The organism is Pseudoselenomonas ruminantium, assembly GCF_900113715.1.
Lineage (GTDB): Bacteria > Bacillota > Negativicutes > Selenomonadales > Selenomonadaceae > Selenomonas_A > Selenomonas_A caprae.
Genome location: NZ_FOQK01000008.1, coordinates 1 through 12,901 on the forward strand (window position 1 = coordinate 1; position 12,901 = coordinate 12,901).

Below are 12,901 nucleotides of genomic sequence, written 5' to 3' on the forward strand. Positions count from 1 at the left end.
CCATTACCAAAGGGGCGAACGGGGTAGTGCTTCTTTCTGTCTGGAGCGACTATCCTAGGCACAGAATGATACGTACTAACGTATTAGCAGGTTGAAGATTCATTCGGGCTATTGCTGAAACGAAGCCGCCGGGCAGGGGCGTACCATAAGCGTAACATTGATGGTTTGCGTGAAGAAAATATTTTTTGCCTTCACATTCCGTTGAAAAATTCACACCGTTCAAGCGCAGCGCGTTTGGGAACTTTTTCAATGCTTAGTTAAAGGCAAAAAATATTTTTAGCAAAGCATCTAAGTGAAGCGTTGGTACTCCCCGGCCCGGCGGCGCGGTATTCTACGAATAAATTCCTGGTAATTACAAACTGCAATTTATAGCAAAAACGGCTCGCCGTCTCACGTAGGAGACAACGAGCCGCCCTTATTGCAGGTTACTCGCCAAAGAATTCATTCTCGGCCGCAATGCAGAGCATATGGTAGACCGGCAGGTGAAGTTCCTGGATACGGAAGGTTTCATCATCGGGCACGCAGATGCAGACATCTGCCAGGTTGCGGCTCTTGATCTTGCCGCCCGACTTGCCCGTAAGTGCGATGGTCTTTACCCCTTTGACCTTCGCCATCTGCAACGCATAGATAACATTCGTGCTGTTGCCCGATGTCGAAATCGCCACGAGGACATCGCCCGCATCGCCCATGCCCAAAAGCTGCTGGGCAAAGGCGAGATCCGGTGCCTGATCGTTGGCGAACGCCGTATTGAGCGCTACCTGATTGACCATCGACAGTGCCGGCAATGCGCCCTGCAGATTCTCCATAAAGTAGTCTGCCTCATCCGGGCATACCGCGCGCATCTTGGCCTCCATATCACTGCCGAGCTTGCGCGGCAGCAGGAAGCCCTTCATGAGCTCGCCGACGATATGCTCGGCATCCGAGGCGCTGCCGCCATTGCCGCAGGCAATGAGCTTATGCCCGCTGCGATAGCTCTCACAGATGGCCTCCACCGCCGCCTCAAGGTCGGCCTTGCAGACCAACAGGGCCGGATAACGTTCAATCAATTCGCTTACTTTATTTCTTGTCGATTCCTTCACCAATTTAAACAAATCTCCTTTTAACGATTGCGATATCTGTCAGCCATGCTTTTGGCTTCATAGCCGCTTTCAGGGCCTCGGATATCCTGGATTTCCCTGCGCTGCGGCATGACATCCTGTGGTTCCTGGCGCATGTTGAGATCACGCATCGAGGAACGGTAGACATTGCCCTCATTCTTGCGGCCACGGAACTTGTTCCAGAGCCATTTGATCACCATGATGGCTGCAAAGACCAGGATGACATTCATGACCACACCGAGGATATCAGCGAGCAGGCCGCCGCCCAGGCCGCCAAACATGCTCGCCAGCAGGCTGCCGAGCATCATGCCGCCAGCCAGCAGGCCGATATTGCGCAGGGCACTCCCCCAACGGCTGCCGCTCTGCGCATTGGCCGTACCCGCCGTATTGCTCTTGCTGTTGGCTGCCGGTGCATTCTTATCGAGGCTCTTGGCATCCTTGGACGGCTTGTAGCCCTCGCCATTGCCCGATACCGATTTGCTGTTGCTTGCCGGTGCCGATGCCTTCGGGGCTACCGGTTTCGGCGCAGATTTTGCCCCGCCGCCCAGCTTTGCGCCGCCTTTGGCCGCATAGGCCACCGTTGCCGTATCAGCCGTGACGGCTGTGACCATCGGCACCGCCGTAGCGACCATAAGCCCCACCATAACTGCCGCAGCTAATTTCTTCAACTTCATAATGTCAACTCTCCTTCATATATAGTATCACAGATTATTCTTCCTTATAGGACTTGATATCCTCGGGGAAGGCGTAGATCTCGCCCACCGTATCGAGCTCACCCGACAGATACCGGTCAATATCATCGACATCGATGTAGAGCTTGCAGTCAATGTCGAGGTATCCCTGTTCCTGGCCATTGGATAAATCACGGATTGCCATAAGTTTCTCGCGGAGCTTCAAGAGCTCGCTGCGCGTCGCATGGACATCGAGCTTGATCTGCGGGACGCCATACTGTTTGAGGACTTCGTCCATCGTCATACGTTGAGACATTTGAGGTTCATCCTTTCTTTTGACCTTTTGATGTTTATAGTTTATCAATCCCAGATGAAAATCTGCTGAGATTCTACAGATTTCTGGCTTTCATGCGATCGAGTATCTGCTGCAGCTGTCGCTTCTGGCGCAGATGCGTCTCGTAGTCGAGATCGTTCGAATCCACGCGCATCCGCTTCTCGATGCTGTCGATACTCTGCTGGATGCGGGCCATCGCCTCGGTGTTATCCGCTTTCATCCATTCTTCCCTCCTGTAGCTTTCCTGCTCCTACCAGTTTACAGGGTTATCGCTGCCAGTTCAAGAAAAAACAGTCCGGGAAGCAGAATTCCCGGACTGGCATTCATATTCACAGGATATTATTTTTTCCCTGCCGGCAGGACTTTCGGCAATACACTCGGCATCTTGGCATCCGTCAGCTTAGCTTTCGCAGCTACATCAGCCGGTACATTAAGATCCGACTCCGACTCAAGCTTGCGGCCGCTGAAGCTGATTTCCAGCGTGCTGCCATTGATGATTTCCAGCAGTCCCTTTTCATCTTCCGCCGTCATTTTTTGTTCTTTGAGTAGCGAAGTCAACGCTTTGCGCATCTGCGTCGTCAGGTTGGCGTGCAAATCCGTCATCATATGTTCTTTTCTGTCAATGGTCACAGTGTATTCGATATCGCCCATGCTCTGCAATACCTTTTTGAGCTGCTCGGTATCCTTCGCATCCTTTTTATCTTTCGCATCTTTCTTGTCGAGCTCCAATAGCTGGAACAGATACGGATAGAACTTTTTCCCGTCGAGCGTGACAAGATAGCTCTGCTTGCTGCCCTCGCTGCTGCCGAGAGTTACCTCTTTGGTACATTTCATCAGATCAACAGCCAATGCCTGATCTACCGTCTGATCCACGGTCTTTTTCTGTTCCTTCTTTTCTGCTACGGTCTTTTCCCAGCTCTTATCGGCCTTCTGCACATAGACCGTGAGGTCCTTATCCGATTCCTGCATATAGAATGCGCTCTGCTCGATGGACGACGGTGCCCCCGGTACGATCATCTCCATGGCCAGCGTGCCCTTGGCAGCCATCTTCGGCTCGACATTGAAGGACAGTGATCCCTTATAGCATAAGCTGAGCAATGGCGATGACAAATCTAAGTCAAACGCCATCGTCCCTTTATTATACTCAGCCAGGCTGGCCAAATCCTTGCTCAGCTGTGCCTTGGCATCTACGACAGCCGCCTGCTGCACAGCCGGAGCCTGCTCCGCTGCCAGTACCGGCAGCGCGGTTCCGCCAAACGTCAGTGACACAGCAAGACCTGCTGCCGCTAAGAATTTCTTTCCCTTCATCATTTGCAATCATCCTTTCCTTATCCTGTTTTGCTTCTCTTGCAAAAGCTTTTCTCTTCTTATACCCCTGAGCCAAGCTTTCTGTTACTGATTTCGACATTTTTTTCGAAAAACCTACATCATGCTATAATAAAATCATCCAGATTATTGTGTGAGGTGATTTTCTTTGAAACATACCCAGGAGAAACGGCACTTCTATGAAGCCATCCGTGAGGCTGACCTCTGTACCATCCATGAGCTCCAGCAGCGTAGCAGCCGCTATATGGCGCTGCGCACAGGCACCTTCCTCACGATGGTCTTCGCCTTTGCGGCCGGCTACGATGGCCATCCGGCAGGAACCGTCCTCGGCCTGCTGCTACTCATCTTTTTCCTGTTGCTCGTCCGCCAGCACAACAGGCTGCGCCAGCAACAGCAGCTGCTTGCCTGCCATCTCGACGCGACTTCTTCCTATATCGATCGCTTCACTGGCAAATGGAAGGATTTTGATGACAATGGGGCCAGCTTCCACCGCGCCGACCGGCCACAGGAAACCGACCTGCATATCTTCGGCCCTGCCTCCCTGTACCAGTACCTTTCCTGCGCCCGTACCCAGCGCGGCCGCCAGCGGCTGGCCCGGTCCCTTGCCACGTCACCGCCTGCTCCCGCAAAGATACTCGCCCGCCAGCAAGCCGTGGCAGAACTCATCGATCACCCGCGTTTCTGCCTGAACCTCATGGCCCGCGCAGCCATGCTCGCCAATGGCCATGATACCACCAGCCTGCTGGCAGAGATTGAAAAAGAACCGCCCAGCGGCAGCCACTCGATCGTCCGCTACCGCACAGCCTGGATACTGCCAGTCCTCACGCTCATCAGCCTGCTGCTTGCGGCCTTCGATGTGGTGAGCTGGAGCCTCCCCGGCCTGCTGACCGGACTGCAATTCCTGCTCACGATGCTGTTCCACCGTCACAACCAGGAGGTGCTCGCCCCCCTCGCCGATCTCACCCATGAGCTGCACCACTACGAGGCGCTGTTCCGCGAGCTCGAGCAGGCAGATTTTGCCAGCACCACGCTGAGCGGTCTGCAGCAGCGCCTGCGCACGGGCGGCGCCAGCCAAAGCCTGCGCCGTCTGGCCCGGCTGGCCGACTGCGTCTCTTTGGACCACAACCTCTTTTTCTTCGTGCTTGCCAACACCCTGCTGCTCTGGGATTGCCATATGGCCGTCCAGCTCAGCCGCTGGCGCGACGATGCTGCCAGCAACCTGCGCGAATGGATCGACATCTGGTCCGAAATGGAAACCTTGCTGTCACTGGCGACGATCGGCCACACGCGGACAACATGGGTATTCCCGCAGCTGGCAGCAGGCTCGCCGTCTCTGCGCGCCCGCAGCCTCAGCGCCTTGCTGCTCCCCGAGGAGAAAGCCATCCCGAACGATGCCAGGCTTGCCGCAGGCACGCATATCATCACGGGATCGAACATGAGCGGCAAAACCACCTATATGCGCACGCTTGCCAGTGCAGCCGTCCTCGCCTATGCCGGCGCACCGGTCTGTGCCGCAGAGTTCACGCTGTCGCCGCTGCATATCTTCACCTCCATCCAGGTCAACGATGACTTGTCCCAGGGCATATCGACCTTCTACGCCGAACTCCTGCGCATCAAGCAGATGGTCGAGTTCAGCCGCCAGGAGCAGCCCATGCTCATCTGCATCGATGAGATCTTCAAAGGCACCAACTCCGCCGACCGCATCATCGGTGCGCAGGAAGCCATCCGCCATCTGACCCGCGCCTGGTGCATCACCCTTGTCACCACGCACGACTTCGAGCTCTGTGACCTGAACTCCCCCAACGAGATACCTGTAACAAATTGTCACTTCGAAGAATACTACGAAGACGACAAGATACGGTTCGACTACAAGCTCAAGCCAGGGCGCTGCCAGACCACGAATGCCCAGTATCTGCTGCGCATGGCAGGGATCATCACCGATGAGCACGCAACAGGAAACTAAATCCGTCAAAACACGAAAAAATGCGAACAAAGCCCAATCTGACGGCTTGTTCGCATTTTTTTATAAAAAAAGCGAGACAAATGTCCACAGATGTGCTAATATATTTATTGTCTTAATTCCGTATATCATTGTATATTCACAAGAGACACTTCCTGTTATTCTATTCATTTGAGGAGGACATTCCCATGGAATCATTCATCCCTGTACTCAATGCCATCGACTCCTTCATGTGGGGGCCGCCGCTGATCACGCTTCTGGTCGGCACGGGCATCTTCCTGACGATCCGCCTGCACCTGCTGCAGGTATTCCGCCTGCCGAAAGCGCTCGGCCTTATCTTCAAAGCCAAGAACCACGGCGAAGGTGATGTCTCGAGCTTCAAGGCACTCTGCGTCGCCCTCGCCGCTACGGTCGGCACGGGCAACATCGTCGGCGTCGCCACGGCTGTGAAGGTCGGCGGCCCGGGTGCCATCTTCTGGATGTGGATGGCCGCATTCTTCGGCATGGCAACGAAATACGCCGAAGGCCTGCTCGCCGTCAAGTATCGCAGCACCGATGAAAAAGGCGAGATTGCCGGCGGCCCGATGTTCTACATCCGCAACGGCATGGGCGAAAAGTATAAACCGCTCGCTACCTTCTTCGCCGTCGCAACGATCCTCGTCGCTTATCTCGGCATCGGTACCTTCCCGCAGGTCAACGCCATCGTCGACAGTGTCAATATCTCCTTTGGTGTGCCGAAATTCGCTACGGACATCGTCCTGACACTGCTGATTGCCGCTATCACCCTCGGCGGCCTGCAGAGCATCGCCAAAGTCGCCTCCAAGGTCATCCCGTTTATGGCCGTCATGTACATCGCCATCAGCCTTGGCCTTATCCTCATGCATCTCGATGCCGTCCCGGCTGCCGTTTCCCTGATTCTCGAGAGTGCCTTCACAGGCACGGCTGCTGCCGGTGGTTTTGCAGGCTCCACCATCATGATGGCCATGCAGAACGGTATCGCCCGCGGCGTCTTCTCCAATGAATCCGGTCTCGGCTCCGCCCCGATCGCCGCCGCTGCTGCCAAAACCAAGCATCCGGCTGAGCAGGGTCTCATCTCCATGACGGGTACCTTCATCGACACGATCATCATCTGCACGATGACGGGCCTGGCCCTTGTCCTCACGGGTGTATGGCAGGGAGATGCTGCGGGTGCCGCTATGACCAGCGCCGCCTTTGCCAGCGTCTACGGCTTCCTCGGCAGCCAGCTCCTGACGATTGCTTTGGCCCTGTTTGCCTTCACGACGATCCTCGGCTGGAACTACTACGGCGAGCGCGCCTGCATCTACCTCATGGGTACCAAAGGCGTCCTGCCGTACCGTGTGATCTTCATCGCACTGATTGCCTCAGGTGCCTTCCTCAAGCTCGAAGCCATCTGGATCCTTGCCGATATCGTCAACGGCCTCATGGCTATCCCGAACCTTATCGCCCTTATCGCCCTCTCCGGTGTAGTCGTCGCTGAGACGAAGAGCTACCTCGCCGAAGAGGAAGCCTCCAAGAATGCCAAAGAGGCCTTGAACTGATACGCCAGCTTGCTAGGCAAAGCGACCTCCTGCCATTGGGCAGGAGGTCGCTTTATTTACATCTTTACAATTCCTTCACTTAGCCATACAATAGTAGGCATACACTTATTCTTAGAAAGAAGGCTTTTCATGTCAGCCATACCATTGCCACTGGGCAAGACCCGCCGGGATGTGTTTTTCGAAGGCATCCATGACGGCATCCCGATTGCCCTGGGATATTTCGTCGTCTCCTTCACCCTTGGCATTGCCGCCAGGAACGCCGGCCTCACGCCCTTCCAGGGCTTTCTGGCCAGCTTCTTCAACAATGCCTCCGCCGGCGAATACGCCGCCTTCACGGTCATTGCCGCCGATGCCCCCTACCTCGAGATGGCCATCATCACCCTTGTGGCCAATGCGCGCTACATGCTCATGAGCTGTGTCGTCAGCCAGAAATTCGCAGCGGATACGCCACTTTGGCATCGCATTCTCGTCGGCTTCGACATCACGGACGAGATTTTCGGCATCACGATTGCCCGCAAAGGTCCGCTCAATCCCTACTATAATTATGGCGCTATGGCCGTCGCCCTGCCTGGCTGGTCCATCGGTACCGCCCTCGGCGTCGTCGCCGGCAACCTGCTGCCACTGCAGGCCGTCAGTGCCCTGTCTGTCGCCCTGTTCGGCATGTTCCTCTGGGTCATCATCCCGACGGCCCGCGACAACCACATCGTCGGCGGCCTCGTACTCGCCAGTTTCATTGCCAGCTTTGCTCTGGCACATCTGCCCGGTCTTATGGAGCTGTCCGCCGGCACGCGCACGATTATCCTGACCGTTGTCATCGCAGGGCTTGGCGCCGCGTTCTTCCCCATAAAAGACAAGGAGGACAACGACCATGCAGCATGACATCTATGTCTATCTATTCATCATGAGCGCCGTGACTATCGCCATCCGCATCGTCCCGCTGACGCTCATCCGCAAGCAGATCAAGAACCGTTTTCTGCGTTCCTTCCTGTTCTACGTCCCCTATGTAACGCTCGCCGTCATGACCTTCCCGGCCATCATGAACGCTACGCAGACACCAATCTCCGGCCTTATGGCCCTTATAGCCGGCATCGCGCTTTCCTGGTACGGTGCCAGCCTGTTCAAAGTATCAGCCGCCTGCTGTATCGTCGTGTTCTGCACCGAACTCATACTCATCTAAGCAGGAATTATATAATACTCCAAAAACAAGCGGAGGCTTGACTTGTCAAATTTGACTTGTCAGCCCCCGCTTTTCTGTGTTCTACTAGTCAATCAATATAGGAATTGTATGTATCTCCATATTTGTAGTGATACAGGCAACGTATAATGGACAGGGCCAGCGCTGAACTGCGCGCCTTAGTGCTTGGCGGGGCCAGTCGCGGGTCTGTTCTGCAATAAGCCCAGCAAAAACCTCATCAAAGCAAAAAGCCCATTCCCAACAACAAGATTAAGAGATTTTTCTTCACCAGTCTCATCCTCCCCTAATTGGTCAATTTTCCATTCTTATGCCAAACCACTGAGCGGCACTATCCCAAAACAGAACGGCTGAGTTTATAGTGCAATAATTCCCATCCACTTTGACCGGCACACCGTTGTATTTACTGCTTAATGGACGGGGCGGAGCCTGCGGGTCAGCCCCCCAATAAACTTTTGCCGTCCCAGTAAGCCAAAGCTCACCATTCTTAATGGTCGGGGATATGTCATCAAACAGCAAACCTGCATTTTCTACTGTGTCCAATGTAGCATAAGTAAGCAATTTCCCATCTTTCTCGCCCACAAGCCACATCCCCATACAAGCAGAACTGCCATCAGCAGCATCCTGATAAGTTCGAATCAATAAAAACTCTCGCTTATCTGTCGAAGGCATTATCTGCACCTTGGCTGATTCATCTTTTTTCACCGGAAAAGACAGCATCTCTCTGCCGCAGCTAACTGTTATCGTTCCACCGGCATTTTTTCTGATGCCATAGTCGTGATAATATTTTACCCGTATCTTTACATTGACTTCCTTGCCATTGAAGTTACTTAACTTGGCCCAATGTTCTCCATTATCCGGGCCACTGCAATCTTCTGCTATCCCATTGTGATTGGAAAAGCCTAACAAAGGACAAATAGCGCGCAACGACATGGCATCCGCACTGCCTATGTGAACAAACAGCGACAAACATAGCAGGAATAACAGTTTACGCATTACTTATGCCTCCCATCAAATCCCCAATGCCTGATACAAACTCTCGGGAATAACTCTCTGCCACGAACCGTAAGTATATCCTAGTTTATTTCCATAGAACTTCATATTATAAGCACTTACAAAAGCCACCTCTGCTAAATTAGGCACAAAGGGCGCACCCGTTGCAAAACTATAGGTACAATTCAAATCCCATTTCAACCATGTATCTTTTTGTTGTGAATAATAGTAAACCGTCTTGGTATCCCAGTTATAGCGGAAATAATGGATCTCCACATCCCCACGCTGACCCGTATCCACATTCACCGTTATACTATTTATAGCAATCTGATACTTTGGCGGCTGATAAAGCTGCACATCTACTGAGGAACGAATAGCATATATTCCATAGCCCATATGACCAGCAACAAATACTAAATTCCCATTATCCAATGTCCGTGGATAAGGATTAGCCGCAAAGGCACTTTGACATGTCAATAAAAGAAATGCTAACAAAGTTAATACAATCTTTTTCATTATCTTCAACTCCTCTCACATTGCCCGCAAAATTATATCCCGATTAATCCTTGCCGCTTCCAGTATAGCCGCTTAATGGGCCATAATCCGCGCATGGCCTGGATTCTTCGCCTTGTCCGGGGCAGCCCCTCCATAGTCCATGCCGTTGATAGTCTCCTTGTCCCATTCCATCATATCACTGCTCGCTGCCAACGTCTGCGCCATATTGCTACTTAACCAAAAGCCGACAGCTGTCAAGAGACAAATTGGTCTACTTATTATTTTATCATTCTCATCTACATTTACCTCCCAATTTAAGCACTCCAACCTACGTAAATCGCCGTAACCACACCATTTGCTACCGAAAAAACAAAATCACAATCCCCACGTCCCTTATAGTGATATGAGCCATTTACAGCAAAAGGCGGTTTACCGTATTTTGTTATAACCTCTGAAGCAGGACTGCCAACTTTAATTCCGTCCGGAGTCGCTAAACCATTTGCAGCTGTACATTTTATTAGATATGGGTACTCTGTCGAATCTCCCACAAATAGCATTATAAAAGAATCTCCATACTCCCAACGCTCTACCATTGCCTCCCATGACTTTGACCATGACCTTGATATTTTAGTCGGTTCACCGTAAATACTCCTGATATATGCTTGCGATGAGCCAAACGGAGATATACCACCAATCGCAATCTGGTCATCACGAAGTAAATTGTGTTGTTTTGAAGAACTGGATTTACTCCCCGATGAACTCTTCCCATTCGCTCGGTCAAAAATCACCTTCGCCGCACGACTAGTGTCACTGCCTTTAATGTACTGATAGCTGCCTCCCGGCGCATGGTACACACCATTTTGGAAGAACACAAAATTAAAGTTCGTTCCTCCCTTGGAATTCTCTGAATCGCTAGTTATCATGTATACTCGGCCATATACCGCAGCCCGTCCATCATAACTTCCCGATTCACAAGAATTCAAATCCAACATATACCACATAGAAATCGGCCCCATAGGTTGAGTATCAATCAGCATATAATCATGGTTATCCGAAGCATAGTAGCCCCCCTGCCCATCCGTGGACAGACCTAACGCCTGCACCATATTCGCACTTCCCAAAAGCATCATAGTACATAGCCATATTGTACCCAAAAATTTTCGCCATAACATCCTTCTTCACTTCCTCTAAGCCATCGTAATCATATTAATTTTTTATTCAAAACTTGACTTTTTGGGACATTATATCACTTATAACAATCCTTTAATTTTAGATAATCAATTTTAATCCCTGCATCTTCCAAGCTCTTTTTTCGTTCTTCATATAATTTTCTCAGCACAGGTTCTTTTTCTTCCATAGTTCCATGATGCAATATGGCATGGCAATTACTACATAGAGATACAATATTATTGGTAACATCAAGTGAAATCACATTATTTTCGTTATCTCTAAATTCACCAGTATTACTCATTGGCACTAAATGATGTGCTTCTGTATAGCCTTTTCCATTCTTCCTTTGAAATATTTTATGATTATTATCCACTTCACATTTATAATTTGCGTAAATCAATGCTTCAGCCGCATTCACCAGATTACGTCTAGGATATTTTTTATTATAGACATATGCTGCTTTTTGTGGCTCTTTTTTGAAGTGTTCCCTATTAGGCATTTTACTCATCGTATCAATAGCTTTTTCAATTTCTTCTTTTTCATCATTAGTATAATCTTGATCAAAATAGTATAAAATCTTCCATAAGTAAAGATTCTCGTTACCAAAACTTCTGATTTGTTCAGTCAAATATATTATCTCTTTTGGATTCATCTTTAACGCATAAGCCATTTTCTTAACTGCTTTTTCACCATATGTAATCAATTCTGAATTCTTTATATTCATTTTGACCCATTCGATAAATTTCTGATGGTCTACATGTGTACTTAATTCCTCAACATGAACTCTAGTCAAATATCCCTCGTCCATTCCGTCTCCATAAACCACTCTATCTTCAGGTGGCATTTCAGATAAATTGTAATATTTGCCATCTTCAACAACACAACTTATCGCAACTATTTTTTTCTTATGAAGATGGTATATGAAATCTCCTTTTTTCATTCTTTTAACATTCTCAGCTGGTGGCCAACGCTTACCATCTCTTGTTAACTGCCTTGTCCACAAATATTGTTTTGTTATTTCTTGTTCGTACGTTTCATCCTGAGATACATAGTAAACCTCCATTTTATGCCTCCATTTCATAATATAAAACAAAACTTATCTTTATAAAATAATATTTGCGTTTGTTTATTCCATTTTTATCTAATAATTATAATTTCATTAACGATCTTTCTTATTATTTTCTATCTTCCCATCAATAACATAAATAACCGGATGTTGTAACTTAGTAGTTTCCGGCAAATATTTATTTACATATCTTTCACGAATTTCATCTGAGGCAATGGCTCCTACAAATTCGTAACGCTCATCCTCAACATAAGCCCATTCATCTACTTTATATACTTCCAAAATTATATTATTGTACAGCGGCATTACATATTTACAGTTCCGTTTTGCTTTTTCACTCCTAATTTCCCAACTACTCCGTGCAATTTCATATAGTTCATTTTCATCTATTCCTGCTTTATACTTTTGTGTAATTTTCACAAATATAGCATCCTCCTTAAAGTCTTTAGCATAAATAGGCGTTGCGCCATATTCGCGTTCCAATTCATCCGCAAACCTACGTCCCCACTTACCAGCATGATTTCCTCTTATCTCATTCGTAAGTTTATCTAATCCTATAAGGTCAATCGCTGACATTTCAACAATTTTGGCCGTTTCATCATCCATTCCATATGCTAATATTTCAATCACGGGTTCTTTCCCTTGTTTCTTTAATTCATCTAATTTTGCAACTTTAGAATTATTTCCATTCTGTTTAAAATGGTCAAATACGCGATTCCCTGTCCCTTTCCCGATATAGAAAATGTTCCCTTCCGTATCTGACAAAACATAAACATAGTTTTTCAGTTCTTCCTGGGTCTTTAATGAAAATTCACGAATCATAACGCTAACCTCCGATACAGTTTACAAATCATATCATCATACATTACCTGTATTTTTCCATCTTCTCATGCTTACAAAGCATCTTTCCAACACCCTACGAAAACTATCATTAATCGCTCCATCCCCCTTCTATCCGCTTTTTTGCATACCGCAATTTGGCAGAAAAACCATGGTTTTTTTGCGGCATAATTTTTCTTTTTCTTTGCAGGAAAATTA

15 protein-coding genes are annotated in these 12,901 nt (G+C 49.3%); 4 read left to right on the plus strand and 11 right to left on the minus strand.

Translation table 11 applies throughout. The features are described 5' to 3' along the window. Window positions 1–425 precede the first annotated feature (425 nt). The 5 genes from BM181_RS05455 to BM181_RS05475 form a co-directional block, all read right to left on the minus strand. Window positions 426–1,082: a D-sedoheptulose-7-phosphate isomerase gene (locus BM181_RS05455; protein WP_075442795.1), complete on the minus strand. Its 657-nt coding sequence runs from the start codon at window positions 1,080–1,082 to the stop codon at window positions 426–428. A gap of 17 nt (window positions 1,083–1,099) precedes the next feature. Next, entirely contained in the window at window positions 1,100–1,771 is a 672-nt protein-coding gene (locus BM181_RS05460) for a hypothetical protein (protein WP_075442796.1), read from the minus strand. Between the two features lie 34 nt (window positions 1,772–1,805). Next, the gene (locus BM181_RS05465; protein WP_075442797.1) at window positions 1,806–2,084 is read right to left on the minus strand and encodes a hypothetical protein; all 279 of its coding nucleotides are present in this window, start codon (window positions 2,082–2,084) and stop codon (window positions 1,806–1,808) included. A gap of 73 nt (window positions 2,085–2,157) precedes the next feature. Then, window positions 2,158–2,322, minus strand: a complete 165-nt coding sequence (locus BM181_RS05470; RefSeq protein WP_075442798.1) for an aminoglycoside phosphotransferase — start codon at window positions 2,320–2,322, stop codon at window positions 2,158–2,160. 119 nt (window positions 2,323–2,441) lie between these two features. Then, window positions 2,442–3,413, minus strand: coding sequence for a hypothetical protein (locus BM181_RS05475; RefSeq protein WP_075442799.1), 972 nt, complete (start codon window positions 3,411–3,413; stop codon window positions 2,442–2,444). Between the two features lie 163 nt (window positions 3,414–3,576). On the opposite strand from BM181_RS05475, the gene BM181_RS05480 reads away from it, so the two are divergent. The 4 genes from BM181_RS05480 to BM181_RS05495 all read left to right on the plus strand — a co-directional run bounded on the left by BM181_RS05480 (window position 3,577) and on the right by BM181_RS05495 (window position 8,124). After that, window positions 3,577–5,391 (plus strand): MutS-related protein, encoded by a 1,815-nt coding sequence (locus BM181_RS05480; RefSeq protein ID WP_075442800.1) that lies wholly within the window; start codon window positions 3,577–3,579, stop codon window positions 5,389–5,391. 185 nt (window positions 5,392–5,576) lie between these two features. Beyond that, window positions 5,577–6,947: an alanine/glycine:cation symporter family protein gene (locus BM181_RS05485; protein WP_075442801.1), complete on the plus strand. Its 1,371-nt coding sequence runs from the start codon at window positions 5,577–5,579 to the stop codon at window positions 6,945–6,947. Window positions 6,948–7,076: 129 nt separating this feature from the next. Then, window positions 7,077–7,826: an AzlC family ABC transporter permease gene (locus BM181_RS05490; protein ID WP_075442802.1), complete on the plus strand. Its 750-nt coding sequence runs from the start codon at window positions 7,077–7,079 to the stop codon at window positions 7,824–7,826. Further along, complete coding sequence (locus tag BM181_RS05495) at window positions 7,816–8,124, plus strand: AzlD domain-containing protein (RefSeq protein WP_075442803.1); 309 nt, start codon at window positions 7,816–7,818, stop codon at window positions 8,122–8,124. The genes BM181_RS05490 and BM181_RS05495 overlap by 11 nt, the downstream gene beginning before the upstream one ends. A gap of 309 nt (window positions 8,125–8,433) precedes the next feature. Here the strand turns inward: BM181_RS05495 and BM181_RS05500 are convergent, their stop codons facing one another. From BM181_RS05500 to BM181_RS05520, 6 genes are all read right to left on the minus strand, one after another. Further along, window positions 8,434–9,135 carry a hypothetical protein gene (locus BM181_RS05500; RefSeq protein WP_075442804.1) on the minus strand — a complete coding sequence of 234 codons (702 nt, stop codon included), beginning with the start codon at window positions 9,133–9,135 and terminating at the stop codon, window positions 8,434–8,436. A 15-nt stretch (window positions 9,136–9,150) separates the two neighbouring features. Beyond that, window positions 9,151–9,648 carry a hypothetical protein gene (locus BM181_RS05505; protein WP_075442805.1) on the minus strand — a complete coding sequence of 166 codons (498 nt, stop codon included), beginning with the start codon at window positions 9,646–9,648 and terminating at the stop codon, window positions 9,151–9,153. 72 nt (window positions 9,649–9,720) lie between these two features. Next, entirely contained in the window at window positions 9,721–9,852 is a 132-nt protein-coding gene (locus BM181_RS15520; protein ID WP_256211304.1) for a hypothetical protein, read from the minus strand. Between the two features lie 89 nt (window positions 9,853–9,941). Next, a complete protein-coding gene (locus tag BM181_RS05510) occupies window positions 9,942–10,799 on the minus strand; it encodes a hypothetical protein (protein ID WP_075442806.1) in 858 nt (285 codons plus the stop codon). A gap of 74 nt (window positions 10,800–10,873) precedes the next feature. Then, window positions 10,874–11,860, minus strand: a complete 987-nt coding sequence (locus tag BM181_RS05515; RefSeq protein ID WP_075442807.1) for an HNH endonuclease — start codon at window positions 11,858–11,860, stop codon at window positions 10,874–10,876. Between the two features lie 96 nt (window positions 11,861–11,956). Then, entirely contained in the window at window positions 11,957–12,685 is a 729-nt protein-coding gene (locus BM181_RS05520; protein WP_075442808.1) for an LEM-3-like GIY-YIG domain-containing protein, read from the minus strand. Between the last annotated feature and the right edge of the window lie 216 nt (window positions 12,686–12,901).

Coding starts and splice junctions, on each gene's coding strand:
- BM181_RS05505 (WP_075442805.1), bottom strand. CDS start 9,648: ATGAAAAAGATTGTATTAACTTTGTTAGCATTTCTTTTATTGACATGT.
- BM181_RS05495 (WP_075442803.1), top strand. CDS start 7,816: ATGCAGCATGACATCTATGTCTATCTATTCATCATGAGCGCCGTGACT.
- BM181_RS05485 (WP_075442801.1), top strand. CDS start 5,577: ATGGAATCATTCATCCCTGTACTCAATGCCATCGACTCCTTCATGTGG.
- BM181_RS05465 (WP_075442797.1), bottom strand. CDS start 2,084: ATGTCTCAACGTATGACGATGGACGAAGTCCTCAAACAGTATGGCGTC.
- BM181_RS05490 (WP_075442802.1), top strand. CDS start 7,077: ATGTCAGCCATACCATTGCCACTGGGCAAGACCCGCCGGGATGTGTTT.
- BM181_RS15520 (WP_256211304.1), bottom strand. CDS start 9,852: ATGGCGCAGACGTTGGCAGCGAGCAGTGATATGATGGAATGGGACAAG.
- BM181_RS05500 (WP_075442804.1), bottom strand. CDS start 9,135: ATGCGTAAACTGTTATTCCTGCTATGTTTGTCGCTGTTTGTTCACATA.
- BM181_RS05475 (WP_075442799.1), bottom strand. CDS start 3,413: ATGATGAAGGGAAAGAAATTCTTAGCGGCAGCAGGTCTTGCTGTGTCA.
- BM181_RS05520 (WP_075442808.1), bottom strand. CDS start 12,685: ATGATTCGTGAATTTTCATTAAAGACCCAGGAAGAACTGAAAAACTAT.
- BM181_RS05515 (WP_075442807.1), bottom strand. CDS start 11,860: ATGGAGGTTTACTATGTATCTCAGGATGAAACGTACGAACAAGAAATA.
- BM181_RS05510 (WP_075442806.1), bottom strand. CDS start 10,799: ATGTTATGGCGAAAATTTTTGGGTACAATATGGCTATGTACTATGATG.
- BM181_RS05460 (WP_075442796.1), bottom strand. CDS start 1,771: ATGAAGTTGAAGAAATTAGCTGCGGCAGTTATGGTGGGGCTTATGGTC.
- BM181_RS05470 (WP_075442798.1), bottom strand. CDS start 2,322: ATGAAAGCGGATAACACCGAGGCGATGGCCCGCATCCAGCAGAGTATC.